25 protein-coding genes are annotated in these 24718 nt (G+C 65.6%); 14 read left to right on the top strand and 11 right to left on the bottom strand.

The features are described from left to right. Window positions 1-14: 14 nt before the first annotated feature. Window positions 15-1256, bottom strand: coding sequence for a peptide chain release factor aRF-1 (prf1, locus tag ACSC1Y_RS07385; protein WP_435334100.1), 1242 nt, complete (start codon window positions 1254-1256; stop codon window positions 15-17). A 350-nt stretch (window positions 1257-1606) separates the two neighbouring features. Here prf1 and minD point away from each other — a divergent pair, with 350 nt between their 5' ends. Continuing rightward, window positions 1607-2524, top strand: coding sequence for a cell division ATPase MinD (minD, locus tag ACSC1Y_RS07380; protein WP_435334099.1), 918 nt, complete (start codon window positions 1607-1609; stop codon window positions 2522-2524). Window positions 2525-2639: 115 nt separating this feature from the next. Here the strand turns inward: minD and argS are convergent, their stop codons facing one another. Next, window positions 2640-4394: an arginine--tRNA ligase gene (gene argS, locus ACSC1Y_RS07375; RefSeq protein ID WP_435334098.1), complete on the bottom strand. Its 1755-nt coding sequence runs from the start codon at window positions 4392-4394 to the stop codon at window positions 2640-2642. Between the two features lie 238 nt (window positions 4395-4632). Between argS and ACSC1Y_RS07370 the strand changes: the two genes are divergently transcribed. Further along, complete coding sequence (locus ACSC1Y_RS07370; RefSeq protein WP_435334097.1) at window positions 4633-5106, top strand: hypothetical protein; 474 nt, start codon at window positions 4633-4635, stop codon at window positions 5104-5106. Between the two features lie 114 nt (window positions 5107-5220). Beyond that, entirely contained in the window at window positions 5221-6210 is a 990-nt protein-coding gene (twy1, locus tag ACSC1Y_RS07365) for a 4-demethylwyosine synthase TYW1 (protein WP_435334096.1), read from the top strand. Window positions 6211-6236: 26 nt separating this feature from the next. Here twy1 and ACSC1Y_RS07360 read toward each other — a convergent pair whose 3' ends face one another. Beyond that, window positions 6237-9347 (bottom strand): PAS domain S-box protein, encoded by a 3111-nt coding sequence (locus tag ACSC1Y_RS07360; RefSeq protein WP_435334095.1) that lies wholly within the window; start codon window positions 9345-9347, stop codon window positions 6237-6239. A gap of 210 nt (window positions 9348-9557) precedes the next feature. Here ACSC1Y_RS07360 and ACSC1Y_RS07355 point away from each other — a divergent pair, with 210 nt between their 5' ends. The 4 genes from ACSC1Y_RS07355 (at window position 9558) to ACSC1Y_RS07340 (ending at window position 11693) form a co-directional block, all read left to right on the top strand. Then, entirely contained in the window at window positions 9558-10262 is a 705-nt protein-coding gene (locus ACSC1Y_RS07355; RefSeq protein WP_435334094.1) for a DUF120 domain-containing protein, read from the top strand. Then, window positions 10263-10958, top strand: coding sequence for a 3,4-dihydroxy-2-butanone-4-phosphate synthase (ribB, locus tag ACSC1Y_RS07350; RefSeq protein ID WP_435334093.1), 696 nt, complete (start codon window positions 10263-10265; stop codon window positions 10956-10958). A 145-nt stretch (window positions 10959-11103) separates the two neighbouring features. Beyond that, the gene (locus tag ACSC1Y_RS07345) at window positions 11104-11460 is read left to right on the top strand and encodes an HVO_A0114 family putative DNA-binding protein (protein WP_435334092.1); all 357 of its coding nucleotides are present in this window, start codon (window positions 11104-11106) and stop codon (window positions 11458-11460) included. Window positions 11461-11543: 83 nt separating this feature from the next. Then, window positions 11544-11693, top strand: a complete 150-nt coding sequence (locus tag ACSC1Y_RS07340; RefSeq protein WP_435334091.1) for a 50S ribosomal protein L40e — start codon at window positions 11544-11546, stop codon at window positions 11691-11693. A 72-nt stretch (window positions 11694-11765) separates the two neighbouring features. On the opposite strand, the gene ACSC1Y_RS07335 is transcribed toward ACSC1Y_RS07340, so the two are convergent. Continuing rightward, window positions 11766-12377, bottom strand: a complete 612-nt coding sequence (locus ACSC1Y_RS07335; protein WP_435334090.1) for an MBL fold metallo-hydrolase — start codon at window positions 12375-12377, stop codon at window positions 11766-11768. 117 nt (window positions 12378-12494) lie between these two features. Between ACSC1Y_RS07335 and ACSC1Y_RS07330 the strand changes: the two genes are divergently transcribed. The 3 genes from ACSC1Y_RS07330 to ACSC1Y_RS07320 are packed head-to-tail and all read left to right on the top strand — an operon-like array spanning window position 12495 to window position 13893. Then, window positions 12495-12668 (top strand): DUF5786 family protein, encoded by a 174-nt coding sequence (locus ACSC1Y_RS07330; RefSeq protein ID WP_435334647.1) that lies wholly within the window; start codon window positions 12495-12497, stop codon window positions 12666-12668. Between the two features lie 7 nt (window positions 12669-12675). After that, window positions 12676-13230: an endonuclease dU gene (locus ACSC1Y_RS07325; RefSeq protein WP_435334089.1), complete on the top strand. Its 555-nt coding sequence runs from the start codon at window positions 12676-12678 to the stop codon at window positions 13228-13230. Between the two features lie 60 nt (window positions 13231-13290). Further along, the gene (locus ACSC1Y_RS07320; RefSeq protein WP_435334088.1) at window positions 13291-13893 is read left to right on the top strand and encodes a uracil-DNA glycosylase; all 603 of its coding nucleotides are present in this window, start codon (window positions 13291-13293) and stop codon (window positions 13891-13893) included. Between the two features lie 4 nt (window positions 13894-13897). Here ACSC1Y_RS07320 and phnE read toward each other — a convergent pair whose 3' ends face one another. The 4 genes from phnE to ACSC1Y_RS07300 form a co-directional block, all read right to left on the bottom strand. Then, on the bottom strand, window positions 13898-14812 hold the full coding sequence (gene phnE / locus ACSC1Y_RS07315; RefSeq protein ID WP_435334646.1) for a phosphonate ABC transporter, permease protein PhnE: 915 nt from the start codon (window positions 14810-14812) through the stop codon (window positions 13898-13900). Window positions 14813-14973: 161 nt separating this feature from the next. Then, complete coding sequence (gene phnC / locus ACSC1Y_RS07310) at window positions 14974-15732, bottom strand: phosphonate ABC transporter ATP-binding protein (RefSeq protein ID WP_435334087.1); 759 nt, start codon at window positions 15730-15732, stop codon at window positions 14974-14976. A gap of 82 nt (window positions 15733-15814) precedes the next feature. Beyond that, a complete protein-coding gene (locus ACSC1Y_RS07305; RefSeq protein WP_435334086.1) occupies window positions 15815-16840 on the bottom strand; it encodes a PhnD/SsuA/transferrin family substrate-binding protein in 1026 nt (341 codons plus the stop codon). 137 nt (window positions 16841-16977) lie between these two features. Further along, window positions 16978-19008, bottom strand: a complete 2031-nt coding sequence (locus ACSC1Y_RS07300; RefSeq protein ID WP_435334085.1) for a DUF4350 domain-containing protein — start codon at window positions 19006-19008, stop codon at window positions 16978-16980. Between the two features lie 155 nt (window positions 19009-19163). On the opposite strand from ACSC1Y_RS07300, the gene hisH reads away from it, so the two are divergent. After that, entirely contained in the window at window positions 19164-19829 is a 666-nt protein-coding gene (gene hisH / locus ACSC1Y_RS07295; RefSeq protein ID WP_435334084.1) for an imidazole glycerol phosphate synthase subunit HisH, read from the top strand. 16 nt (window positions 19830-19845) lie between these two features. On the opposite strand, the gene ACSC1Y_RS07290 is transcribed toward hisH, so the two are convergent. The 3 genes from ACSC1Y_RS07290 to ACSC1Y_RS07280 form a co-directional block, all read right to left on the bottom strand. Then, window positions 19846-20142: a hypothetical protein gene (locus ACSC1Y_RS07290; RefSeq protein ID WP_435334083.1), complete on the bottom strand. Its 297-nt coding sequence runs from the start codon at window positions 20140-20142 to the stop codon at window positions 19846-19848. Beyond that, a complete protein-coding gene (locus ACSC1Y_RS07285; protein WP_435334645.1) occupies window positions 20139-20459 on the bottom strand; it encodes a hypothetical protein in 321 nt (106 codons plus the stop codon). Before ACSC1Y_RS07285 ends, ACSC1Y_RS07290 begins: the two co-directional genes overlap by 4 nt. A gap of 111 nt (window positions 20460-20570) precedes the next feature. Next, window positions 20571-21977 (bottom strand): PAS domain-containing protein, encoded by a 1407-nt coding sequence (locus ACSC1Y_RS07280; RefSeq protein ID WP_435334082.1) that lies wholly within the window; start codon window positions 21975-21977, stop codon window positions 20571-20573. Between the two features lie 85 nt (window positions 21978-22062). Between ACSC1Y_RS07280 and ACSC1Y_RS07275 the strand changes: the two genes are divergently transcribed. Genes ACSC1Y_RS07275 through ACSC1Y_RS07265 form a run of 3 tightly spaced genes read left to right on the top strand, consistent with a single transcriptional unit; the run spans window position 22063 to window position 24709 of the window. Next, window positions 22063-23169 (top strand): tRNA (guanine(26)-N(2))-dimethyltransferase, encoded by a 1107-nt coding sequence (locus tag ACSC1Y_RS07275; RefSeq protein WP_435334081.1) that lies wholly within the window; start codon window positions 22063-22065, stop codon window positions 23167-23169. A 54-nt stretch (window positions 23170-23223) separates the two neighbouring features. Further along, complete coding sequence (locus ACSC1Y_RS07270; RefSeq protein WP_435334080.1) at window positions 23224-24105, top strand: YihY/virulence factor BrkB family protein; 882 nt, start codon at window positions 23224-23226, stop codon at window positions 24103-24105. Further along, window positions 24098-24709 (top strand): hypothetical protein, encoded by a 612-nt coding sequence (locus ACSC1Y_RS07265; protein WP_435334079.1) that lies wholly within the window; start codon window positions 24098-24100, stop codon window positions 24707-24709. The genes ACSC1Y_RS07270 and ACSC1Y_RS07265 overlap by 8 nt, the downstream gene beginning before the upstream one ends. The last annotated feature ends 9 nt before the right edge of the window (window positions 24710-24718 follow it).

The following is a 24718-nucleotide window of genomic DNA, read 5'->3' as shown; positions in this document are numbered from 1 at the left end:
CCGTTCTCTGGCGCTTAGACGCCGGTCGAGTACCGCAGTATACCTGCGATGCCACCGAACGCGTTGAGCAGCTGTTCACCCTTCTCGAAGTCCGTGGAGATGAACTTCGTGTCGGTGCCGCGCTCGTCGGCGATGCCCATGAGGAACTCGATGACGTCCTCGCGGTACTCGGCCTCGACCTCGGTGCCGTCCTCGCACTCGTGGGTCGGCGTGTTCTTCCGGTGGTCGATGACCTCGTACTCCTCCTTGTCGCCGCACTCGTAGACGGCGACGTCGTCGCGGAGGTCCTCGGAGATGAGCAGCGTCTCGACCGAGCCCATGACGAGGTTCTGGCGGGTCGGCTCGAACCCGTAGGTGGCCTTGTTGCCGTTGTGGAGCTGCTTGAAGAACTCCTCCATGAGGTTCTTGTCCTCCATGATCTCCGCGTCGGCCAGCACCTCCTCGGCGGCGTCGACGAGGTCGTAGAGGCCGGACTCGTCGGTGTAGGCGACGTCGAACTTGCCGAGGACGAGGTCCTGGACCTCGTGGTGGAGGTACTCGCCGTCCATGAACTCGTCCTTGGTCGGAGAGGGACCGCCGACGAGGACGCCGTCGAGCTCGTGGCGCTCGGGGACGAACAGCTCGTCGGCCATCTCCGCGACCTCCTGGTAGAAGTTGTCGATGGCCTCGAGGCGCAGGCGGGCGAAACGCTGGGCGGACTGACCACCCTTGCGCTGCTTGCCGGGGACGAGCGAGGAGGCGGACTTGACGGGCTCGACGCGCTTGCCGCGCAGCCAGCCGACGTTCGCCTCGCGCCGGTCGAGGACGATGAGGCCGTACAGGCCCTGGTCCGCGAGCATATGCTCGAGCGGCTCGGTCAGGAACGCCGAGTCGCAGTGGTAGCGGAACGACTCGACGGGCTGCGGCGGGCCTTCGAGCACCTTGGTGACCATGTCGGTCTGGCCGCCGCCGGTGTCGATGGCGCCCGAGAACAGGACCATGCCGTTCTCCGGCGGGTTCTTGTAGTAGCGCAGACGGTCCTTGATGCTGGTGAGGGCGTCCTGCACGTTGGTCCGCGTCTGTTTCGACTTGATGTTGGCCGCCTCGCTGTGCTCCTGGGTGACGTGGGCGACCACGTCGCTTATCTGCTTGTCCTCCGGCACGTAGATAGTGACGAGCTGCGTCCCCGACCCCTCGTAGTCCTGGAGCTCCTCGATGACCTTCTGGAACTCGTACTTCTTTCGGTCGGACGGTGTCTCGCCCTCGTCTCCACTCATTGGTGGCTCTAGACCACGCAGGCGGTAAGTAACTGTTCTTTGTCGCACGAACGAGACCGAGGCGACGCGGGATGTCGATTCTCGGCGTCGGCGGCGGCTGTCCCCCGCTGTCGTCCTGGCCCCAGATTCATATACGAGAACGGGCCCAGAGAGGGCGTGTCCTGACGGGAGCCGACCGGCGAGTCGAGGCGGGTGTGCGGCGCGCCGCCGGTCGAGAGGAACGCGCCGCCTGTTCGCCACTCTACGACGACAGTCGTACCCTCATCTGCTAACTAATATTACACGACGGCTGCGTGCTACCGCATCCCTCTCAATGTTTTATTAGTCATCCGGGAGTCTACCCATCTACAATGACCACGCAGGAGACGGTGTACGCGATTGCCAGCGGAAAAGGTGGCGTCGGCAAGACGACGACCACGGTGAACCTCGGTACCGCACTCGCCGGGGCGGGAAACCGGGTCGTCATCGTCGACGTCGACCTCGGCATGGCGAACCTCGCGGGCTTCGTGAGCCTCTCCGCCGACTCGACAACGCTCCACGAGGTGCTCGCCGGGGAGGCCGCCCCGATGGACGCCACGTACGAGCTCGCGGACGGCATCTGGGCGGTACCGAGCGGCATCGACCTCGACAGCTACGCCAGCGTGCAGACGGAGAACCTCGGCGACGTCGTCGAGGCGCTCCGTGAGGAGTTCGACTTCGTGTTGCTCGACGTCGGCGCCGGGGTGAGCCACGAGACGGTACTCCCGCTCGGCCTCGCCGACGCGGTCATCCTGGTCTCGACGCCCGAACCGGCCTCCATCCAGGACGCGCGCAAGACCTCCGACCTCACCGGGAAGGCGGGCGGTTCACTGGCTGGGCTCGTCCTCACGCGCACGCGCCCCACCGGTGACATCGACCACGAGCAGATAGCCGAACGACTCGACCTGCCGCTGTTGGCCACCATCCCCGAGGACGACAGCGTCCGTCAGAGCGTCTACGAGGGAACCCCACTGGTGGTCCACGAGCCGCGGAGTCCAGCCTCCAGAGCGTACCGGTTCCTCGCGGCGAGACTCGTCGGCAACGCCTCGTCCGACGACCGACCCTACTTCGGTCAGAGTGCGTCGTCGGCCACACAGGCGTCGAGCGGGACGGGAACCAACGGAAACGCCGGAGCCGCAGAAGACGGTTCGAAGGCTGCCAGCGAGGACGACGTCTCCGCGGCCATCTCCGAAATCGACGGCGACGAGGACGACGCGGTCGAGATTCCGGACGCCGAAGCGAACAACTGAGCGGCCGCCCGGCCCGTAGTCTCCTGTTCGAGTACGATACCCGCGAGAGCGATAGCTCCGTTCTCCGGGCCTGGCTGGGGGAAGAACGAACTTCGTGTCGTGCGCCGCGCCGTGTTTACATCGAGCGGGGTGCGGCGACCCCGAGGATGCCGAGTGCGTTGGCGATAGTGTGGCGCGAGGCGTCGACGAGCGCGATGCGCGCCTGGCGCACCTCGTCGTCCTCCTCCTTCAGGACGGGACACTCCCGGTAGAAGGCGTTGAACGTCTCCGCGAACTTGCGCGTGTAGGTCGCCACCGTGTGGGGTTCGAGGTCCTCGGCGGCTTCCTCGATGACGGCCGGGAACCGGGCGATGACGCGGAGCAGGTCCTCCTCTTCCTGCGCGGTGAGGACGCTCGCGTCGACCTCGTCCGGAATCTCCTCGGCGTCGTCGAGGATGCCACAGCAGCGCGCGTGGACGTACTGGACGTACGGCGCGGACTGTGCCTCGAAGTCGAGTGCACGGTCCCACTCGAACGTGATGGCCTTCGTCGGCTGCTTGGAGACGATGTCGTAGCGGACCGCGCCGATACCGACCTGGTGCGCGATTCGCTCGACGTCCTCGTCGGTGAGGTCGTCGTCGCGGATGCGGTCCTCCATGCGCGTCTCGACTTCGTGGCGGGCGCGGTCGATGGCCTCGTCGAGCAGGTCGTCGAGGTCGACGCCGGTTCCCTTCCGGGTGGACATCGACTCGCCGCCGGGGAGGTTGACCCAGCCGTACAGCACCTCGGTCAGCTTCTCGGTGTCGTTGCCGAGGATGTCGAGGGCGGCACGGAGCTGGCTCGCGTGGAGCGCCTGGTCCTCGCCGAGGATGGTGACGGCGCGGTCGTAGTTCGCGAACTTCCACTCGTGGTGGGCCAGGTCGCGGGTCGTGTAGAGCGTCGTATCGTCGGAGCGCAGGAAGACGAAGTTCTTCTCGATGTCCCACTCGCTCAGGTCGAGCTGCCAGGCGTCCTCCTCGTAGACGGCGTACTTGGACTCCTTGAGCCGGTCGACGACCTCGTCGGTCGAGCCGTCGCGCATGAACCGCGTCTCCTTGACGAACTCGTCGAACTCGGCTGGCAGGCGGGCGAGACACTCCTGCATCCCGGAAAGGACCTGGTCGACGACGGTCGAGACGCGCTCGTGGGTCTCGTCGTCACCCTCCTCGAGGCCCTGCATGATGGCCTGTATCTCGGCCTCGGCCTCTTCGACGTCCTCGGGGTCGGCCTCCTCCAGGTACGCGTTGCCCTTGCGGTAGTAGCGAACGAGGTCGTACTCGATGCGGTCGCGCTCCGGTGGTGCGTCGAAATCGTCCTCGTCGAAGGTCTCGTAGGCCCACGTGAAGACGGCCATCTGGCGGCCGGCGTCGTTGACGTAGTAGTGGCGGTCGACGTCGTAGCCGGCGTAGTCCAGCGCGTTCGCGACGGCGTCACCGACGATTGGGTTGCGGGCACGGCCGACGTGGACCGGGCCGGTCGGGTTCGCGGAAGTGTGTTCGACGACGACGGACTCGTCCTTCGAAGGGAGGCTTCCGTAGTCGTCGGCCTGCCCGGACTGGAGCGTGCCCTGGAAGTAGGCTGCGCTGGGGAGGACGTTGATGTACGGTCCCTGGGTCTCGATGCCGCCGACGTACTCGTAGTCGTCCGGGTCGATCTCGCCGGCGACGTCGGCCGCGACCTTCGGCGGCGGTGCGCCGACCTCGCTGGCCAGTCGGAAGGCGACGCTCGAGGCCAATACGGCCGGGACGTCTTCCGGTGGCGTCTCGATACCGAGGTCGTCCGTGGGGAGGTCGAGCGCCGAGAGCGCCGACGTGAGGGCGTCTTCGACCTCCGTCCGCAGTTGCAGGAACATAGGCCACAGTTCCGTTCTCACCGGTAAAGGGGTTTCTGAATGTCGAGGCTCCGCAGACCGTCCTGATCTGATAAACCTCTCGAACGCAGGAATGTGGCGGTCTCCGTACTGTTCGCGCCGTTCAGTGAGGAATCGCCGGACGTGGTCCGGTGGAGAAACAGAGTGAAACGGTTCTGGGGACGACCGAGAAACGCTTATCCAGCCCGTAGCAAAGCCCCTCCGGTCACAAGCACCGGGTATGACCCGACCCCAGAGGCTGTTGGCGGTGTTCGGGGTACTGCTGCTCGCGAGTGGTCTCGCCGTATCGTTCGTCGGGCCCGGTTTCGTGTCGACGCCCGAGGTGGCAGACGCCGACCCGTCGACCGCGTCCGGCGGAGACGACCAGCCGGCCCGGCCGACGACCGACGACGGTGACGGTGACGGTGAGACGTCGACGCAGACGTCCACCGAGACCGAGACCACGACCGAGGACGATTCGGTCGAGATAGTCGTCGGTGACGACGACGAGGAGGACGTTGCCGAGTGGGTCGAAGAGGAAGAAGACGGCGAGATAGACGACGAGAAGGACGAGAAAGAGGAGAAGAAGGACGAGAAAGAGGAGAAGAAGGACGAAAAGGGCAAGAAGAAGGGCGAGGACAAGGGCAAGAAGAAGGGTAAGAAGCACGACGACGAGGACGAGGACGACAACACGTTCCTCGCCAACCTCACCTAATCACGGTCAGTTCTGACCGCTCTCGTCGTCGGCCGCGCTTCCGTCGCCGCCGTGCTCCCGTCGGCGACCGCAGCACCAGTCCGTTTTTCCCCTCGGCCGACGAACCCGCCCAGCATGAGCGACTCCGAGGAGAGCGGGGGCGGACCGATGCAGGTCTCGGACCCGAACTACCACAGCCGGAACCACACGGCCGCACAGACCTGCGGCTGGACGAAGAACGCGCTGTCGGGTGACGGGAAGTGCTACAAGTACGCGTTCTACGGCATCGAATCCCATCGGTGCATCCAGATGACGCCGGTCGTCAAGTGCAACGAGCGATGCGTCTTCTGCTGGCGGGACCACGCGGGCCACGCCTACGAGTTCGGCGACGTGGAGTGGGACGACCCGGCCGCGGTGGCCGACGCGAGCCTCGAACTCCAGCGGGAGCTGCTGTCGGGCTACGGCGGCAACGACGAGGTCCCTCGCGAGGTGTTCGACCAGGCGATGGAGCCGCGCCACGTCGCCATCTCGCTCGACGGCGAGCCGACGCTGTACCCGTACCTGCCGGAGCTCATCGACGAGTTCCACGAGCGTGACATCACCACCTTCCTCGTCTCGAACGGGACGAACCCGGACCTGCTCCGGCGCTGCGAGCCGACCCAGCTGTACGTCTCGGTCGACGCCGCGGAGCGCCACACCTTCGACAACGTGGTCAAGGCGGTCGAGGACGACGCGTGGGAGCGACTTCTCGAGACGATGGACGTGCTCGCAGAGAAGGAGGACACGCGGACGGTCCTCCGGACGACGCTGGTCAAGGGCGAGAACATGAAGGACCCGGACTGGTACGCCGCCTTCTACGACCGGGCCGACCCGGACTTCGTCGAGCTGAAGGCGTACATGCACGTCGGCCACTCGCGCGGGAGACTGGACCGGTCCGCGATGCCCAGCCACGAGGAGGTCGTCGAGTTCACTCGCGAGGTTCAGGACCACATGCCCGACCACGACACGTTGAAGGAGGTCCCCCAGTCGCGTGTCACCCTGCTCGCGCGCGACTCGGATACGTGGGTTCCGAAGCTGAACAAGCAGAGCGAGTTCTGGGAGCGCGACCCGCTGGTCGACTACTGACTGCCGTCTGGCGTCTACCGACGGTTTCAGTACTTCTGGCCGTCCGTCGACTGGTGATCGTCCGTCGGGAGGCGGACGACGACCTCACACCCGACGTCCGGGTCGCCGAATGTGAGGACGCCGTCGAGCGCCTGCACTGCGGCTGCGACGACCCACAGGCCGAGGCCGCTCCCGTGTTCGAGCTGTGTGATGTCGCGTTTCCCCTGGACGAGCTCTCGCTCCCGGTCGGAGATTCCTGGCCCATGGTCGACGACACGGATCTCCACGGCGTCGCCAGCGACCTCGGCGGTGACCGTGACCGTCCCGATTGCTCCGTCTTCCGGGTGGTCGCCCTGGTAGCCGTCGAGTCCGACACCGTGCTCGACCGCGTTCTCGAGCAGGTTCTCGACCGCGAGTTCGAGTCGACTGTCGGCACGTGCCACCGCCGAGTCGGGGAGGTCCGTGACGAACTCGACGGCGGGATACCGTTCGCGGGCCTCGGCGATGCAGTTACGGAGGCGTGGAACCACGTCTATCAGGTCCGCTGGCTCGTCGTCGTCGGCGGAGACGACACGCTCGAGGGTTCGCGCTTTCGCACTGAGACGTTCGATGGCGGTCACCGCCTCGCGGAGGTCGTCGATGTGTGACGTGTCGTCGACCTGTCCTTCGAGCAGGTCGACGTAGCCACGGACGAGCGTGAGTTCGGTCCGAAGATTGTGGCGGAGAACGGTGTGGAGGACCTCCAGTCGTCGTTTCTGTTCTTTCTGGTCGGTGATGTCGGTGTAGATGCCGTAACCGTCGCGGGCCTCGCCGTCTTCCACCTGGTAGCTGACGCCCCTGAAGAGGAAGTCGCGTTCCCCGGTTGCGGTCTGTCGACGGACCTCGCCGGTGACCACGTCGTGGTCCGCAGTCGCCTCGTCGAACCGTTTCGCCTCGACCTCTTGTTCGTCCGGGACGATGAGGTCGTTCGTCGACCGACCGATTACCTCCTCGTTCTCGTAGCCGAAGACGCTCTCGAACGCGGGGTTCACGCGGTCGATGAGTGGTTCGTCGTCCTCGAAGGTGTTCTCGACAACCGGGTCAGGGATATGTTCGAACAGGTGGCGAAAGCGCTGGTTCTCGGCTTCGAGCTCCTCGCGGGTCCGATGGAGGTCCGAGATGTCGTGGACCGTGACGACCGCTCCCGGGAACGCCCCATCGTCGTCGGACGGTAACAGCGTCAGCTCGAGTGTCGCCGGAATCCGTTCGCCGTCGGCAGTGACGATGGTCGTCTCGCCGGTGGTGTTCGGGTTCTCGTCGTCGTCGAGGTCGAAGCCCGGGACGGGGCTGTCGTCTTCGGTCTCGAGTTCGAGGAAGCGGCTGGGTCGTTGTCCGAGGAGCTCCTCGCGGTCACAGCCGACGAAGCTCGCGAACGGTTCGGTGACGTAGCTGTACCGGCCGCGTTCGTCGAGGACGTAGAGCATGTCGTTGACGTTCTCGAGGACGGTCTCGTACTGGCGGAGGCGGTCCTGACTCGCCGCTCGTTCGAGCGCCGCGGTCGCGTTCGTCGCGAGCACGTCGAGGACGCCCTTGCTCACGTCGTCGACGGGGTTCGCTTCGGTCGCGCCGACGCAGACGACGCCCCTGTCGCCGAGTGGCACGTACCGTGCGGACCGAACGGGACCGAGTTCGACGGCGCGGTCGAACGCCTCACCACCGGTCAGCGCCGTCCCGGGGTTGCCCTCGTCACGGCTGTACGTCGGTCGGGGTGGCATCTCCTGGTCGACGGAGGCCGTGCTCGCGACAGGATGAAGCTCGTCCCGTTCTTGATCGTACAGCCGGACGACGACGTAGTCCAGCGAGAGGACCGTCACCGCCGCGTTGACGACGACCTGTGCGACGCTCTCTGCGTCCTCCGCCCGCATGAGACGACGCGTCGTCTCGAGCAGTCCGTTCAACATGGTCTCGCGACGCTTCTGCTCGGTCACGTTCCGGAAGTAGACGGAGAGCCCGTCGGAGGAGGGATAGACGTTGACCTCGAACCAGGCCGAGAGGACGTCGGCGTAGCGCTCGAACGAGGTGGGCTGCTGGGTTCGCAGCGCGTTGCGGCACTCGCTTACGAACGACTCCGCCTCGGGGGCATCGAGGGCAGAATCGATATCGCGGCCGACGAGGTCGCCGACCGGCTTCCCGAGGACCTTCCCGGCGCGCTGGTTCGCGTACGTGAACCGCAAGTCCGCATCCAGCGCGACGAAGGCGTCGTCGATCCGCTTGAGGACCTGTTCCAGTCTGTCGGTCGCCTCCCGGCGATTACGGTCGGCGCGCCGGTGTTCGAGGGCCTCGGTGAACCAGTCGACCATCACCTCGACGAACTGACGCTCGGCCGGTGAGAAGGTTACCTCGCGTGCGCTCTCGTCGGCGAAACAGAGGGTGCCGTAGCGTTCGCCGTTGACGACGAGTTTCCCGCCGATGTAACAGCCAAGCCCGAACCGGTCGTAGGCGGGGTCGTCCGCGAGTTCGGTCGCGGCGTCCTGGAACTCGACGAGCTCGTCGGAGTTGACGGTGTAACGGCAGTAACTCTCGGTGATCGGCGCGCTCTCGCCCACCGCCAGATCCGGATGCCGACCGACCGCGGTGACGACGTGCTGTGTGTCCTCGGTGATCCTCGTGACGAACCCGATGGTGAGGCCGAGGTACGTACTGCCCAGGCGAAGAAGCCGTTCCGCGGTGGTCTCGAGGTCAGCCTCGTCGTCGGTGACGTACTCGTGTAAGCGCCGGAATGCTTCGCGCTGGTCCGTGACCGTCGACCCGACGAATCCCGAGAGCAGCTCTCGAACAGTGCGTGCCAGTTCCTCGCGGTAACAGTACCGCGTGACGTCGAGACGCGTCGCTTCGCTCGCGACCTCTCCATCCGGTGAGTCGGTGTAGAGGACGATGGGGAGGGACTGATCTCGCTCGCGAATCGCAGAGACCACGTCGAGACCGTCGAATGAGCCGTCGAGTTCGTACGCACAGACCAGACAGTCCGGTTCGGCGTCGAGGAGGCGTTCAGCGAGAGAACCAGCGGTCGTCCGCGTGGACGTGATGCACCGTTCGACCTCGAAGTCGACGTCGTCACCCGAGACGAATCCGGTCGCGTCGGAGGGTGCGAGCCACAGCACAGCAGGTTGGCCTGGCATCACTCAATACGGGCAGGTAAAAGATTGCTTTAGATGTAAGGGTTTTGGCTCGTGTCTGGCTCGCCGGAACCGGTGGCTTTTAGCGGGGACGCGAGAACTCACAACGTGAGTCTCGTTTCTGGTACGCATCTCGACGCCCCCTTGCATAACATTTGTGGAATGCATCCCATATTCGGCATGCTTATGTGTCGACCGTTCCAAGCCACGTCTATGTCAGAGACTGCGTCGTTCGCGGTCGGCCACGACGAACTCGCCGTCGCCAAGTTACTGGCCCTCGACGGGGCCATCGAAGGCGAGATTAAAGTATCGTGCGCCGGGCTCGCGGACCGGCTGGACGCCTCCAACCAGACCGCCTCTCGACGCCTCCAGCGTCTCGAAGATGCCGGTTACGTCGAACGGGAGACCGTCACGGACGGGCAGTGGGTCTCGCTCACCGACGCCGGCGAGCGTGCCCTCCGTACCGAGTACGAGGACTACCGGACCATCTTCGAGGGACGGTCGAGCATCGAACTGACCGGCCGCGTTACGGGTGGCATGGGCGAAGGCCGCCACTACATCTCGCTTCCGGGATACATGGCCCAGTTCACGGAGCGTCTCGGCTACGAACCGTTCGCCGGCACCCTCAACGTCGAACTCGGGCCCGAGAGCGTCCGTCGACGCTCCGCGATGGAGTCGATGGACCCGGTTCCCATCGACGGCTGGGAGGACGACGAGCGAACCTACGGTCCCTGCGTCTGTTACCCCGCGACCGTCGAGACGGCCGACGGCGAACGGTACGAGGAGGCACACACGATCGCGCCAGAACGGACTCACCACGACGAGGACCAGCTGGAAATCATCGCGCCGGACAAGCTCCGGGACGCACTCGAGCTGGCCGACGACGATCACGTCACGGTCTACGTGGAGGACCGGTAGATGTCCCACAGTCAGCACACGCAGTCAGACCCCGAGACTGGCGCGGAGACCGAGACGGACGTCGACGCCGCTATCGCCGCCTTCCGAGCGGGTGAGCCCGTCTGTATCCACGACGCCGCCGACCGCGAGGGGGAGACCGACATCGTCTACCCGGCCGGTGCCGTCACGCCCGACGCGGTCGCGCGAATGCGGAACGACGCGGGTGGCCTCGTCTGCGTCGCCCTCTCTGACGAGGTCGCCGCGGCGTTCGACCTCCCGTTCGTCCAGGAGGAGATAGACCACCCGCTCGCAGCCGACCACGAACTCGGTTACGACGAGCGCTCCTCGTTCTCGCTCACGGTCAACCACCGCGACACTTACACCGGTATCCCCGATAGCGACCGCTCGTTGACCATCACGAAGCTGGCAGAGGCCGCCGCGTCACCCGAGTCGTTCCCCTTCGTCGAGGAGTTCCGCGCGCCCGGTCACGTCCACCTGCTCCGCGCCGCACCGGGCCTCCTCGACCAGCGCCTCGGCCACACCGAACTCGGCGTCGCGCTCGCCGAGGCGGCCGCCGTGCCGCCCGCCGTCGTCGTCTGTGAGATGCTGGACGACGAGACCGGCGAGGCGCTGACCCCCGCCGATGCCCGGGCGTACGCCGACCGGGAGGGAATCCCGTACGTCGAGGGGTCGGACCTCGTTGCACGACTGGGCTGAGGCGAGGACGCTAGAACTGATTCTGTCGGAACACGTTGGCTCCGGTGAATCTACCTAATCCAACATAAAATTCTTGTGGCCACCCGGACGAGTAGTTGCATGGACGCTCGACAACCCGTCACGACCCGGTGGGTGAGGCGGTGAGATGACGGAACTCGACACCGACGGCAGGTCCGAAAACACGCTCTGTGTTCGTCTCGAGTCGGCGGAGGAGTTCTACGCTCGCCTCGGAAAGGGCGACAGGGACGCTCTCAGTATCCGAAGCGAGGAGGAGCTCGGCCGACTGCTCGCGCCGTCGCACCTCCGCATCCTCCGCGTCGTCTCCGACCAACATCCGACCACCGCGGCCGCCGTCGCCGACACGCTCGGGCGCGACCAGGAGAAGGTCGAGCATGTCCTCGGAATCCTGGCGCAGTACGACCTGCTCGACCTGGTCGACCACGCCGGCGAGATCCGACCCATCCCGCAGTACGATACCCTCGAGATAACGGTCCCCCTGTAGCAGGTGCCGCGACGCGGAACTGAGGGGCCGGTCCCTGGCGAGACTCGGAAACGCTTTTACCCGCACCTCCCTGTGTCACGAATATGGCTAAGTTCGATGCTGCGGTCAAGCGGTCGCTCGAGAAGATGATCTGCATGCGGTGCAACGCGCGCAACCCGAAGCGCGCCGAGAAGTGCCGAAAGTGCGGCTACCAGAAGCTGCGCCCGAAGGCCAAAGAGAAGCGCGCAGCCTGAATCGGCTCGCGTCCTTCCTCTCGGAACTCGCGCGCTCTGGAGTCTCTACTCCGTCCCCCGTTCCCTCGTCCGCTACTCGTCCGGATACTTCGGCTCTCGCCGCTCCGCCCTCGACAGCGCCGTCTCGACCACGTCGGTCACGTCACCGTGGAAGACGTCGCCGTGGCCCGAGTACATGTGCTCGACCGAGTCGGGCATGCGTTCGAGCAGGTGTTTGATGCTCTCGATGAGCCGCTCGCGCGACTGGCCGGCCATGTCGGTCCGCCCGAAGCTGCCGTAGTCGAAGGCGGCGTCGTTGTGGACGACGACGTCGCCGGAGAACAGGGTCGTCTCGCTGACGTAGGCGACGTGGTCGGCGGCGTGACCCGGCGTGTAGACGACCTCGAAGGTCTCGTCGCCGATTCGGACCTCGTCTCCGTCGTCGACGTTGTGGGTCCGCCTCGGGTGGTCACCGTAGGCGTAACAGTCGCAGTCGAACGCGTCGAGGACGGCGTCGAGCTGGCTCACGTGGTCACCGTGCTGGTGGGTGAGGACGACCTGATCGAGCTGGTCGGTGAGTTCACGGACGGCGTCGACGACGCCCTCCATCGCCCCGGCGTCGACGAGTGTCGTCCGCTCGCCGGTGACGAGGTAGGCGTTGCAGGTGAACACGTCGGCATCGGCCGTGACGTGGTGGACGTCCATACCTCGACATTGCGGGGATGGCTGAAAACGATGACGGGCTGAGACGACGCCGTACGTGTCTCGTCGCCAACGCGTGGCCGTGGTTTTTTTGAGTCTATAACGATTATGCCTATCCGCATGGGCTTCGGGAGCTACGATGAGTCGGAACAATCGAACCAGAGCATCGACACAGAACTCGACGAGGAACAGGTGGACACGCGAAGTACGAACCACGAGGGACGAGTAGAGTTCGAGAACGGCGCCTCGAACGACGAACTGCTCGACCGGCTGAAGGACATCAAATCGGAGTAGCGAACCGATGAAGCCCGGTGTGCGTGCGCTGGGTGTCGCAGAGTCGTTCCACGACGATGTGAGCACGCTCGCCGGAGTGGTCGTACGGGCGAGCAGGGTCGTCGACGGCCTCTCTTTTGCGACGTGTACGGTCGGCGGAATGGACGTGACGGATGCCATCAGCGACATCTACGCCGACCTCGGCCGCGAGGACGTCCAGTACGTGCTGGTCTCGGGCATCGCGCTCGCGTGGTACAACGTCCTCGACATGCGCCGCCTCCACCGAGACCTCGACCGTCCCGTTCTCTCGGTCACGTACGAGGAGAGCCAGGGGCTCGAGACCGCCATCATGGAGGCGTTCTCGGGCGATGAACGCGACCGGCGGCTGGAGACGTACCGGTCCCAGCCGGGCCGCGACCCCGTCGAGGTGAACGGCGAGATTGTCTACGTCAGGGCCGTGGGCGTCGACCCGTCCGAGGCACGCGACGTGGTCCGGGCGTTCACCCCCGAGGGCGGCCGTCCCGAGCCGCTGCGAGTCGCCCGGTTCGCGGCACGGGCGGGCGATTCGCTGCGGCGGGGATGACCTGCCGTCTCTCGCCTCCCGTCCGCAGGGATTAGGTACGCCCGCCGCGCCCTCTCGTCTATGGAGAACATGGACGGACTCTGCGTGACCGAGTGCAAGCGGTGCCCGCGCCTCGTCGAGTCGCGCAGCCGAATCGTCAACGGGGTCGGCCCCGACGACGCGGACGTGCTGTTCGTCGGCGAGGCACCGGGTGCACAGGAGGACGCCGAGGGCGAGCCGTTCGTGGGACGTTCCGGCGACGTGCTGACCGACGTCCTCCGGACCGTCGGTCTCGACCGCGAGACGGTCCGTATCACGAACTGCGTCCGCTGCCGGCCGCCGGACAACCGCGACCCGCGCAAACAGGAGCTGGCGAACTGTCGTGACTACCTCGAAGAGGAGATATCGCTCGTCGACCCCGAGGTCATCGTCACGCTCGGGAAGGTCCCCGGCGAGCACCTGCTCGGACGCTCCATCGCCGTGACGAAGGAGACCGGAACCGTCGAGGAGGTCCGCATCGGCGACGAACCGCGGCGGGTCCTGCTCTGCCTGCACCCCGCGGCGACGCTGTACGACCGGAGCCAGCGCGAGCCGTTCGAGGAGACGCTGGCGACGGCGTCGTCGCTGGCGGGTGTGGAACGAGAGGAGAACGAGAGCGGGCAGTCGCGCCTGGGCGAGTTCTAGATAGTTACTTCGTCAGCGACTCGGCCATCCGGCGAGGGAACCCGACGAGCAGTTCCATCATGCTCATCGGCTCCCACTCGCCGCGGAGGTACGCACGGGTCCGCTGTGAGATCATCTCGACGCTCACCACGAGCACGAGGATGACGAGGATGGTCGCGAGGATGTTCGTCCCGTTGAAGAAGCGCTGCTCGGAGCGAAGCACCTGGCCGATACCGCCCGCGCCGATGAGTCCCATCGTCACCGCGATACGAGTGTTTATCTCCAGGATGTACAGCGCCCACGCGATGAAGGAGGTGTAGACCTGCGAGAGCATCCCGAAGACGATGGTCTGCGGGCGGTTCGCGCCCGTCGACTCGATACCCTCGATGGGGCCGTCTTCGACCTCTTCGAGCTCGTCGGTGAACAGCCGACCCATGTTCCCGACGGTGTCGGTCCCGATTGCGAGGACGGCCGTGAACGGGCTCAGCCCACCGAGCGGGATGTAGATGAGCGCCCAGATGAGCGCCGGAATCGCGCGGATGGTCGACATCACTCCGCGGAAGATGAAGTTGAACGGGAACGGGGTGACGCGCTCGGAGCCGAGGACGCCGAACAGCATCGCGAGCGGGAAGCCCAGTACCGTTCCTACGAAGCCCATCGCGAGCGTCTCGATGGCGAGGTCCCAGAGGGGCTCGTACGTCGCGTCGGGCGTCGTCGTGATGGTGAGCGGCGACTGGACGAACGGGAACGTCCCGCTGAGCGGGAACTGCCAGCCGAACTGGGACCCCTGCGAGATGAACGCCCAGTACGCGCCGACGTCGAGGAATGGAATCCCGAAGACGGTGGTCATCGGGAAGAACTCTCCGAGCGCAGCTTCGAACTCCGGCCAGTACTTCTGTATCTCGGCGATGCTGAAGCCGACGATGTCGATGGCCTGCATGAACAGGTAGCCGAGGGCGAGCAGGCCGACGAGCTGCAGGACGCGCTTGATGGTGCGCGAGCGCTTGATATCCGTCAGTCGCTGTTCGAACCGGTCGTCGCCGTCGTAGCCCACGCCGAAGTAGGCGCGGAGCCGTTTTCCGAGTGAGTCGTTGCTGCTGCTCATGCTTCTGCTTCCTCCCGCCCGCGTCGAATCGCGTCCGTCTGGACGTTGCCGTATATCTCGTCGATGACGTCGATGGTCAGGTCGTCGATGTAGCCGTCGAAGATGAGTTTCCCGTCCCGCAGGCCGAGGAACCGCTGGCCGAACTCGCGGGCGATGTTCACCTGGTGCAGGCTGGCGATGCTGGTGATGTTCCGCTGGTTCGCGACCTTCCGCAGGTAGGCCATCACCGTCTCGGCGCTCGCGGGGTCGAGACTTGCGACGGGTTCGTCGGCGAGCATGATGGTCGGGTCCTGGACGAGCGCCCGGGCGATGCCGACGCGCTGTTGCTGACCGCCGCTCATCGATTTGACCTTCTTGCCCGCTTCGTCCATCAGGCCAACCGTCTCGAGCGCACGAATCGCCTCGAGTTTGTCCTCACGGTCGTGCCAGCGGAAGACACTCGGCAGGAACGAGGTCCGGTTCAACGACCCGGTGAGCGCGTTCTCGTACGCGCTCATCTGGACGATGAGGTTGTGCTGCTGGAACACCATCGCGACGTCGTCGCGGGGTCCCGTGATCTCTTCGCCGTCCATGTAAATGGCGCCTTCGGACGGCTGTGTGAGGCCGTTGAGGAGTCGAAGCAGTGTCGATTTCCCCGCGCCCGAAACGCCCAGCAGAACCACGAACTCGCCGTCCTTTATCTCGAAGTCGATGTTATCGAGAGCCGTCGTCGAGCCGTAGTGTTTGCTGAGGTTCTCTACCCGTATTGTACCCATTGTAGATGATAATTCCTCTGTGAAGGTTTGAATGTGTGTTGATAGGCGTTCGGCGATGACCGAACGCGCCGGTTCTCCCGGTTTACAGCTCGACGCCGATGGCGTCGAACGCGTCCTGGACCGGCTGATAGTCCTCGACGGAGCCCTTCTTCACGCCGGTGAACCAGAGTTCCTCCTCTGCGTTCTCGTTGATGAGGTCCTCTTCTTCGGCCGAGAGGATGGCCTCGGAGACGCGAGTCTTCACGTCGCCGTTCAGGTCGGAGCGGTTGATTATCGGTGCACGCGGGATGGGCTCGGAGCAGCTGAGCAGGTTGTACGTGTGCTCGCTGGTCTTGGACCCGGCGCTCTCCCACTCCGCGGAGATGTCCTTGAACCGCTGCGGGAACTGGTCCTTCGGGATGTAGTCGGCGGCGGCGAAGGCACCGGTCCCTGCCGCGACGACCTCGTCACGCGTGCGGAGTGCCTTCTCGGCGGCGGAGTGGTCGGACCACTTGCCGGTGAAGTCCTCGGCGTCGCCCTTGGGGGCGGAGCCGATGTCGAGTCCGGCTTCCTGGAGCATGTACAGCGGGAAGATGGACCCACTGGTCGAGAGTGGGTCGGCGAACGCGACCGTTTTATCCGCGACGTCGGCCGGTTTCTTCACACCGCTGCCCTCGATGGAGTAGAGCAGCGAGAAGTACTTCTCGGCGCCGTAGGCGACGCGGATACCCGTGACGTCCGTGACGCCCTCCTTTCCGCCCTTGAGCGCGATGGACGGCGAGGAGTCGGCGAAGTCGGCGCGCCCGGACTTGAGCGCGGAGTAGACTGCCGTGTAGTCGCCCGCGACGGTGGATTCGACCGTCACGTTCGCCTCGTTCTCGATGTAGTCGAACATCGGCTTGTACTGCTTCTCGATTTTCACGTCGCCCTCGGCGGGCGTGAGCGCGAACATTATCTTGTCCGAGCCCTTCTTCGAAGAGCTCGACGTCGGCGAGTCGGTGCTGCCCGACCCGTCGTTGCTCGTCTTCTTCGAGTTCTCACCGTCTCCCTCGCTGCCACCCAGACAGCCAGCGAGTCCAGCCGCACCTGTTGCCCCGATACCCATCAGGAACTTGCGTCGACTTTCCATAGGAGTCGTTTCATTGTTCTTGATTGTCGGCTTAAAGATTTCTTAATCTCTCTCGGTGTGACCAATCAGACTCCTTCACGCTACTGTCGCGGTAAAAACTTGAATGTGCAAGACAGTAATAAAATCGGGAATCGGTATTAGCTGTAGGGGCCGAACAGCGAGAACGAGGTATCGAACGACGACGTGGTTACAACTGTTTGGTCGTTGTTAAGGTTGTTACTGGAATCGGTGACATCTCCACCGAGACGAAGGTCCGACCCGAGCGCACTGGCGAGGCCGTCGAGGTGGGTGGCGTCGCCGTTCGATGCGCCCATCAGGACGACCGCGCCGCCGTTCGCCACGAAGTCCGACAGTGCGGTCTGCTCCGCGCTGGTGAACGCGGTGGTCGGCGTCGTGACGAGGACGGCCCGTGCGCCGGAGAGGTCGGCGGTCGCGAGGTCGTTGCGCTGTTCGAAGGCGATGTCCTGGCCCTCGAGGTAGCGCTGGTAGTAGGCGGCGTCCTCGTTCGAGAGGGCGGCATCGGAGCCGAACTGCCCGTGTCCGCCGTCGATGACGATGCTCCCCGTCTTGCTCGTCAGCGAGTCGACGAGGTTGGTGAGGAACGGGAAGTTACCGTAGCTCGAGGTGTCGACCGGGTAGCCCTCGGCCTGTTCGTAGCTCTCGTCGACGGTGAGGCCACCGACCATGGCGACGCTCGCGCCCGAGTCGACGCCGACGAGTGGGGTCGCTCCCGACTGGTCGTAGACCGGGGCGCGGGAATCTGCGAGCGCTCCCGAACTCGTCTGGACCTCGGCCGCCTTCGGGAAGAACAGCTCCGAGTAGCTGCCGTCGCGGATCTCGGTCGAGGTGTTCGGGTCGCTCTGGCCCCAGACGCCGGTGCCGTTCGCGCGGGCGGCCGCCTCCGCGTTCCAGAACTCGTCGTGTCTCGTCAGGCTGGAGCCGTAGACGCGGGCGTAGCCCTGCTCGACGAGCTCCTTGTTGTACAGCGTGTCCCGGCTCCCGTCGCCCGACTGGTCGTACAGCACGTAGGCGAGTAGCCGGCCGAAGGGGTCGTACTGCCCCTCCTCGTCGTCGTAGAATATCTCGACGGTGTCGCCCACGTCGAACGCCTGCTTCGAGAAGTCGGTCGCGTTCGCACCCCAGGTGGCGAGGTAGTCGTAGGACTCGATGCCCTCCCACTCCTCCGCACGTTCTGCGGACTGGTTGCTGGCCTTCTCCGGCGTGTCGATGCCGAGCACGCGGACGCTCTCGACGGAACCGTCGGGCATCGTCACGTCGAAGGTATCGCCGTCGGAGAGGCTCTCGATGGTGACCGTCGTCGTGTCGGGGTTCGAACCGCCGCCACTGCCACCGCCACCGCCGCTGGAGCCGCCGAAGTAGCCGAAGCCGTCCTCGAAGACGGTCGTCGTCGGCTCGTAGGCCTGCCCGGCGTTGTTCGTCCCGTCGGTGACCTCGTCGTCGTTGAACTGGAAGGAGACGCCGAGTCGGGCCGTGATGTCGTTGAGGTTCGCCGTCTCGTCGTAGTCGTTGTAGTCCGACTGGTCGTGGAGGAACAGGACGCCGCCGTCGGCGACGAACTGGTCGAGCCTGTCGAGTTCGCCGTCGGAGAGGGCGGTGCTGGGCGAGGTGATGACCGCCGCGTCCGCACCCGACAGGTCGTTGTGGAGGTTCTGGGTCGGCTGCACGTCGTAGCCGGCGCTCTCCATCGTCGACTCGAAACTCGAGAACTTCGAGAGGTCGTAGTACTGGCCGTTGCTCTCGTCCCAGATGACGGTGCCCGAGCCGCCCAGCTCCTCGTCCCAGACGTTCTTGACGAACTGCTCGTTGTCGTAGGTCCCGTCGAGGTTCGCGTCGTCGACGAGCATGGAACCGAAGGCGACGACGCCGCCTTCGCTCGCGACGAGCGGGATCTGCCGCCAGTCCCAGTAGACGAAGGCGTCGTTGCTCGAATCGGCGTCGTCGTTGCTCGCGCTGTCTTCGGCCCAGACCGGAACGACGGTCGCGTCCGTCAGCGGGCCGCCGTCCGCCCCGTACAGACTGGCGGTCGAGTGGAACCGGAGCGAGGTGACGTCCGAGCTCGCGGCTCGGGTTGGCTGTGCGGTGACGGCCGCGCCGGCGGTACCTGCCGTCGCGATGCCGAGGAGTTCGAGGAAGCGTCGTCGACGCATCGATTCGGCAGTCACAGAAGTAGGATTTAAAGTTGACTATTATGAATAAACACTCTCTATCTGCGTATATAGTCGATAGTAATAGCCGATACGAAAGTCTGGCGGAAGCCGCCGCGAGGGAAACCGACTTGGCGCCGAGGAACCGAGTGAGTCACATGAGCCAGCAGACCGTCTCCGACGAGCGCGCGGAGCTCGCCTCCGTCGTCGTCGTGGATTACGGCCTCGGCAACCTCCGAAGCGTGACCCGCGGGCTCGAACGGGCCGGCGCGACCGTCGAGGTCTCGGACGACCCCGACGCCTTCGAGGCGGCCGACGGCGTCGTCCTCCCGGGCGTCGGTGCGTTCGGTGAGGGGATGGAGAACGCCGAGTCCGTCCGTGAGGAACTCGTCGCGGTGGCCGAGCGCGGCCAGCCACTGTTCGGCATCTGTCTCGGGATGCAGATGCTGCTGACGAGCAGCGAAGAGGCAGAACGGGAGGGTCAGGGCGACGTCCGCGGCCTCGACCTGATCCCGGGCACGAACGTCCGGTTCGCCGAGGGCCAGAAGGTGCCCCACATGGGCTGGAACGAGCTCGACGTCCAGCGCGACCACCCCATCGCTGACGGGATAGATGGAGAGCACGCCTACTTCGTTCACTCGTACTACGCGGTCCCCGAGGACGACGACGCCGTCGTCGCCAGTACCGAGTACGGCGTCGACTTCCCGGCCATCGTCGCCAACGAGGACGGGACCGTCTTCGGGACGCAGTTCCACCCGGAGAAGAGCGGCGAGACCGGCCTCACGATTCTGCGGAACTTCGTCGACATCTGCGCCGAGCAGTAGTCTCGCAGGTGGCGACTCACAGCACGGCGAGGAGCTTCGAGACGCCGACGATGAACAGCGCCAGCCCCACGAGTCCCACCAGTCCCGCGATGAGCGCCGGCCCGTGGTCGGCGAACGGGGAGTTCGCCCAGTCGTAGTGGCGGTGGTCGGCAGCGACCCCGAAACCGACGACGGCGAGGAGAACGCTCCCGGCGGCGTGGGCGACCGAGAACAGCAACGTCCCGTCGCCGGCCACGAACGTCGCGAGCGCGAGCGTCAGGTTCCCGACCGCGGCGAGCACGATGGTGTAGCCCATGCGCTGGTAGCGGTTCACAGAAACTCTCGTACCTCCGAGTACCACATGTCGTGGTGGTCGACCGCGTCGACCCGCTCTGCGATGGCGACCGCCAACGCGTGCCAGCACTGCTCTCGGGGGTCGTCCGGGTCGAGGTTGTACTCCGCGTCCTTGCAGTTACAGCCACCCTCCTCGACGATGTACTCGTCTTCGTAGCCGACGACGACCGTGAAGTCACGGTAGCGCTTGACCCGGCGCTCGGAGGCGGCCTCGATGGCGTGTCTGCCCCGGTCGCCGTGAACCTGCATGATGCGCTGGACGGCGTCGGGTGTGAGCGTCCCGGCCTCGGCGAGCATGCGTTGCCACTCGCTGACCGGGTCCTCGTTCGCGGTCACACCCACCACCGGACTCTATTCACCCGCGGTGGTACGATGGGGCCCCTGAAAACAGGTTCGGCTCTTCGGTCGCTACGAGGCGACGACCTCGTGGCGGTCGTCGTCCTCGATGGTCCGTGCCTCGTCGAGGAGGACGCGCACCTTGTCGAGGAGGTGCGAAATGTGCTCGAGTTCACCCTTGGTGGTCACCAGGTTGTCGTCGTCGTCTTCACCGGCGAGCGCCAGTCGCGCCCTGGCGACCGACAGCGAGGCGTCCACGTCGTCTTCGAGGAGCGCGACCGCGTCGTCCAGCCTGTCGGTGACCTCTCGTATCCTGGTCTGGCTGCGTTCGAGCGCAGTGAGGTCTTCGATGGTGAAGACGACGTGTTCGACCTCTCCCGCGTCGTTGGAAAGAGGTGCGCCGTTCACCTCGAGCTGCCGACGGGTTCCGTCCGGTAGGGATATCGAGATCCGGTCGCCGCGGAGGAGCTCACCGCTGCGAAGGACCTTCTGGAAGGGGTACTCGTCTTTCGACCGTTTCGACCCATCGAGGTCTCTGAGGTCCCACCGGGGGTCGTCGTTCGCCCGCCCGACGATGTCGTTCAGGGAGAGCCCGACCAGTTTTGCAACGAGGGCGTTCGCCCGGACGATGGTCCCCTCTCGGTCGAACACGAGGATGCCGATTGGGCCGGTCTCGAAGACGCGTTCGAGCAGGTCGCGCTCGTGGGCGAGCGACCGCGTGAGGTTCTGGGTCTCCGAGAGGTCGCGGATGACGCAGACGTGGCCGCCGTCGGGGAGCTGTGTCAGCGACACCGACTCCGGGACCGCGCTTCCGTCGACGCGCTTCCCTACCGATTCGCCCTGCCACGCTCCCATGGTCTCGAGTTCGGGGAGGATGTCGTCCTCGAACCGCCTGACCTCGTCCTCCTCGTACAGCATCCGCCAGTGGTTTCCGATGACGTCCGTCGGTTCGTAGCCGTACAGCTCCGCGTACGCTCTGTTGACGTAATTGTACACGCCGTCTTTTGTGATGATGCCGATACCCTCTCTCGCCGTCTCGATCGCCTGGAGGCGCTCCTCGAGGGTCCGTTCCGCCCGGTAGCCGGCGACGAGGTTCTCGATCCGGTTGACGAGCAGTTGGTACTGCTCGGTACTGTGGCCCTTCTGGATGTAGTCCGAGACGCCCTCGGAGATCGCACGGCTCGCTATCTCCTCGGACCCCTTCCCGGTGAACAGGACGAATGGCAGGTCGGGATCTATCTCACGCACCTGCGAGAGAAGCTCGAGCCCGTCGACTTTCGGCATATCGAAGTCACTCACGACGCAATCGACCTGGCCGCTCAGCTGGTCGAGTGCGTCCTCTGCGCTCGTCGTTCCAGTGATGACGATGTCGTCTGTAAGACGGCCAACGAACGCCTCGGTGACGTCCAGAAAGCCCTGATCGTCGTCGACGTGGAGGACTCGAATCGGATTCCCCGCTCCCCAAACAGTGCTCCCCATCTATGGGTACCGTTAGCATCGTACCCTTTTAAGCACCTCTCTTGCGTATCGTACAGTTTACCTCGTTCCCCCGGCGAAACGTGGTATGAACGTCACGGAAGGCCAGGTGGAAGTCTCCGTCCCCGAGCAGGACGGGAAGTCGAAGATCGATTCGGTGTTCTTCAACCCGGCACAGGAGCTCAACCGCGACCTGACGGTCGCGACGTTGCGGGCCTTCCGTGACCGGGACGACCGCGCTGCGACCTACCTCGACGGGATGACGGCGTCGGGCATCCGCGGCATCCGGGCCGCCGCCGACGGCTGGGACGTGACGATGACGGACGTCGAAGCCGAGGCGGCAGCGCTCGCCCGGGAGAACCTCGCGGCCAACGGGCTGGAGGGTCGAGTCTGCCACCGTGACGTGAACGCCCTGCTGTGGGACGAGTACTTCGACGTGGTCGACATCGATCCGTTCGGGACGCCGATGCCCTTCGCGGATGCCGTGTTCGCCAACACCCGAGACCTCGCGTGCATCACGGCGACCGACACGGCGCCCATGTGCGGTGCCCACTTCGCCTCCGGCGTCCGGTCGTACGCCGCACATCCGCGGAACACCGACTACCACGCCGAGATGGGCGTCCGAATCCTGCTGGGGGCGCTCGCCCGGAGCGCGGCCCGCTTCGACACCGGCGTCGAACCCATCCTGACCCACGCGACGAGCCATTACGTCAGGACCTACCTCGAACTCACACACAAGGCATCGGCCGCCAACGACTCGCTCGACCAGCTGGGCTACCTCCACCACTGCGAGGACTGTCTCCATCGCGAAGCCGAGTCCGGTCTCGTCGCCCATCCGCCAGAGCTGTGTCCCGCATGCGAGTCGAACCGCTGGGTCACGGCGGGCCCGCTCTGGCTAGGGCCCTACCGCGAACGCGAGTTCGTCGAATCGGTGAAAGCGGCGGTGACGGACGACATGGGGACCGCCGGGAAGGCCCGCGAACTCTGTGACGAGCTCGTCGCCGAGCTCGACCAGCCGAGTCACTACGACCAGCACCGTCTCTGCAAGCTCTGGGGCCGTGGTGCCATCGGGATGGACGAGTTCGTCGACCGCCTCCGGGACGCCGGATTCGATGCGGCTCGCGCCCACTACAGCGGGACGGCGTTCAAGACCGACGCCAGTATCCCCGAGATGCGGGACGTGCTGGACGACTGACCCGATATCCGTACCATTGGTGGCTTTTTGGTGCTGCTCGCCGTAGCAAGAGGCGTGTCTCTGCCACCCTGGCTGGAGCGGCTTCGGGGTACCGTCGCCGCGGTCGTCGCCCTCGCGCAGGCCGAACAGCTGACGTTCCTCGCGGCTGCCATCGCCTACTACGCGTTCGTCTCGCTGGTTCCCCTCGTGGTTCTCGCGGTTGCAATCGCGGCCGTCGTCGGTGGGGAGGCGTTCGCAGACGACGTGGTCGCCATCGTCGGCGACACGCTCACGCCCGCCAGCCAGGACGTTCTGCGGTCGGCGCTCACCGCGAGCGATGGCCGGTCCAGTGCGACGGTGGTCGGCCTGGCGTTCGTCATCTGGTCCGGGCTGAAGGTGTTCCGCGCGCTGGACCGGGGCTTCTCCGCCGTCTACGGAAACGGGCTGGAAGAGGGACTGGTCGCACAGCTCAGCGACGCCGCACTCGCGCTCGCCGCCGTGGGACTTGCGGCCGTCGCCGCAGCGACCGTCGTCGCCATCGTCGGACTGGTCCCGCTTCCGTTCGGTCAGTTCATCGCGCCGCTTCTGAGCCTCGGTGCCCTCGCGTTCGCGTTCTACCCCCTGTACTATCTCTTTCCCGACGTGACGGACATGGACTGGCGCGAGGCACTCCCGGGCGCCATCTTCGCCGCCGTCGCCTGGACCGTGATGGGTCTCGTATTCGGTATCTACGCGAACCAGGCGGCCGCCACGAACCTCTACGGCTTCTTCGGCGCTATCTTGCTCCTGACGACGTGGCTCTACCTCGGAGCCCTGGTGTTGCTGGTCGGCGCCGCGCTCAACGCGGCGCTCGCTGGCAGAACGGGCCACCTCGACACGGAGCTGTCAGCGGACGTGGACCGGCACCTTCAAACCGCGGGCCTGCGACAGGACGAACCGACCGAAAACGATGTCTGAGGACGAGACGCCGGGCGGTCCGGACCGCGACGAGGAGCACGACGCGCCCGACCTGGCCGGCGACAGGGGGTCAGACGAACCGACCGGTGACGGGCCGGCCGGCGACGGCGAGCCACGCGACCCCGCCGGTGACGGGCCGGGAGGAAGCAGCACGGCCCAGCCGAGCGACCGCGACGAGGAGCTCGACCGGCTGTACGAGCGCCTCGCCGACCTCGAAGACGAGGTTCGCGGCCGCCGTGCGTCCAAGCAGTCGCTCGCGGAACTCCGTGCGGAGCTCGACGAGTTCGAGGAGGACGTCGAGTCCCGTACGGTCGACAAGGACGAGGTCGAGAGCGACCTGAAGCGGTACGTCCGGCGGAAGCTCCGCCGGGGCCACGCCCGCGGCTGGGGCCCGTACCTCGTGCTGCTCTACGGGACCATCATGACGCTCGGCCTGTTCTACGCACCGAACCTCCAGAGCGACGGCTGGATCGTCTTCGCGATGTTCGTCGTCTGGCTCTCGACGCTCGGCCTCTACACCCTGTTCATCCTCGTCGGGACCGTCTTCACGGTTCTCGGTATCCCCGGCCGGGCGCGGAGCGCTATCTCCGACTGGCGGTCCTGACGCTCTCGT

The sequence above is a fragment of the Haloarchaeobius lipolyticus genome (assembly GCF_051208015.1).
Classification (GTDB): domain Archaea; phylum Halobacteriota; class Halobacteria; order Halobacteriales; family Natrialbaceae; genus Haloarchaeobius.
Note: the sequence above shows the minus strand (reverse complement) of the source record. Positions and strands in the feature narration are given on the sequence as shown.

Bases quoted from the DNA above. Each gene is read 5' to 3' on its own strand.
- prf1 (WP_435334100.1), bottom strand. From the start codon at position 1,256: ATGAGTGGAGACGAGGGCGAGACACCGTCCGACCGAAAGAAGTACGAG.
- minD (WP_435334099.1), top strand. From the start codon at position 1,607: ATGACCACGCAGGAGACGGTGTACGCGATTGCCAGCGGAAAAGGTGGC.
- argS (WP_435334098.1), bottom strand. From the start codon at position 4,394: ATGTTCCTGCAACTGCGGACGGAGGTCGAAGACGCCCTCACGTCGGCG.
- ACSC1Y_RS07370 (WP_435334097.1), top strand. From the start codon at position 4,633: ATGACCCGACCCCAGAGGCTGTTGGCGGTGTTCGGGGTACTGCTGCTC.
- twy1 (WP_435334096.1), top strand. From the start codon at position 5,221: ATGAGCGACTCCGAGGAGAGCGGGGGCGGACCGATGCAGGTCTCGGAC.
- ACSC1Y_RS07360 (WP_435334095.1), bottom strand. From the start codon at position 9,347: ATGCCAGGCCAACCTGCTGTGCTGTGGCTCGCACCCTCCGACGCGACC.
- ACSC1Y_RS07355 (WP_435334094.1), top strand. From the start codon at position 9,558: ATGTCAGAGACTGCGTCGTTCGCGGTCGGCCACGACGAACTCGCCGTC.
- ribB (WP_435334093.1), top strand. From the start codon at position 10,263: ATGTCCCACAGTCAGCACACGCAGTCAGACCCCGAGACTGGCGCGGAG.
- ACSC1Y_RS07345 (WP_435334092.1), top strand. From the start codon at position 11,104: ATGACGGAACTCGACACCGACGGCAGGTCCGAAAACACGCTCTGTGTT.
- ACSC1Y_RS07340 (WP_435334091.1), top strand. From the start codon at position 11,544: ATGGCTAAGTTCGATGCTGCGGTCAAGCGGTCGCTCGAGAAGATGATC.
- ACSC1Y_RS07335 (WP_435334090.1), bottom strand. From the start codon at position 12,377: ATGGACGTCCACCACGTCACGGCCGATGCCGACGTGTTCACCTGCAAC.
- ACSC1Y_RS07330 (WP_435334647.1), top strand. From the start codon at position 12,495: ATGGGCTTCGGGAGCTACGATGAGTCGGAACAATCGAACCAGAGCATC.
- ACSC1Y_RS07325 (WP_435334089.1), top strand. From the start codon at position 12,676: ATGAAGCCCGGTGTGCGTGCGCTGGGTGTCGCAGAGTCGTTCCACGAC.
- ACSC1Y_RS07320 (WP_435334088.1), top strand. From the start codon at position 13,291: ATGGAGAACATGGACGGACTCTGCGTGACCGAGTGCAAGCGGTGCCCG.
- phnE (WP_435334646.1), bottom strand. From the start codon at position 14,812: ATGCAGGCCATCGACATCGTCGGCTTCAGCATCGCCGAGATACAGAAG.
- phnC (WP_435334087.1), bottom strand. From the start codon at position 15,732: ATGGGTACAATACGGGTAGAGAACCTCAGCAAACACTACGGCTCGACG.
- ACSC1Y_RS07305 (WP_435334086.1), bottom strand. From the start codon at position 16,840: ATGGAAAGTCGACGCAAGTTCCTGATGGGTATCGGGGCAACAGGTGCG.
- ACSC1Y_RS07300 (WP_435334085.1), bottom strand. From the start codon at position 19,008: ATGCGTCGACGACGCTTCCTCGAACTCCTCGGCATCGCGACGGCAGGT.
- hisH (WP_435334084.1), top strand. From the start codon at position 19,164: ATGAGCCAGCAGACCGTCTCCGACGAGCGCGCGGAGCTCGCCTCCGTC.
- ACSC1Y_RS07285 (WP_435334645.1), bottom strand. From the start codon at position 20,459: ATGCTCGCCGAGGCCGGGACGCTCACACCCGACGCCGTCCAGCGCATC.
- ACSC1Y_RS07280 (WP_435334082.1), bottom strand. From the start codon at position 21,977: ATGGGGAGCACTGTTTGGGGAGCGGGGAATCCGATTCGAGTCCTCCAC.
- ACSC1Y_RS07275 (WP_435334081.1), top strand. From the start codon at position 22,063: ATGAACGTCACGGAAGGCCAGGTGGAAGTCTCCGTCCCCGAGCAGGAC.
- ACSC1Y_RS07265 (WP_435334079.1), top strand. From the start codon at position 24,098: ATGTCTGAGGACGAGACGCCGGGCGGTCCGGACCGCGACGAGGAGCAC.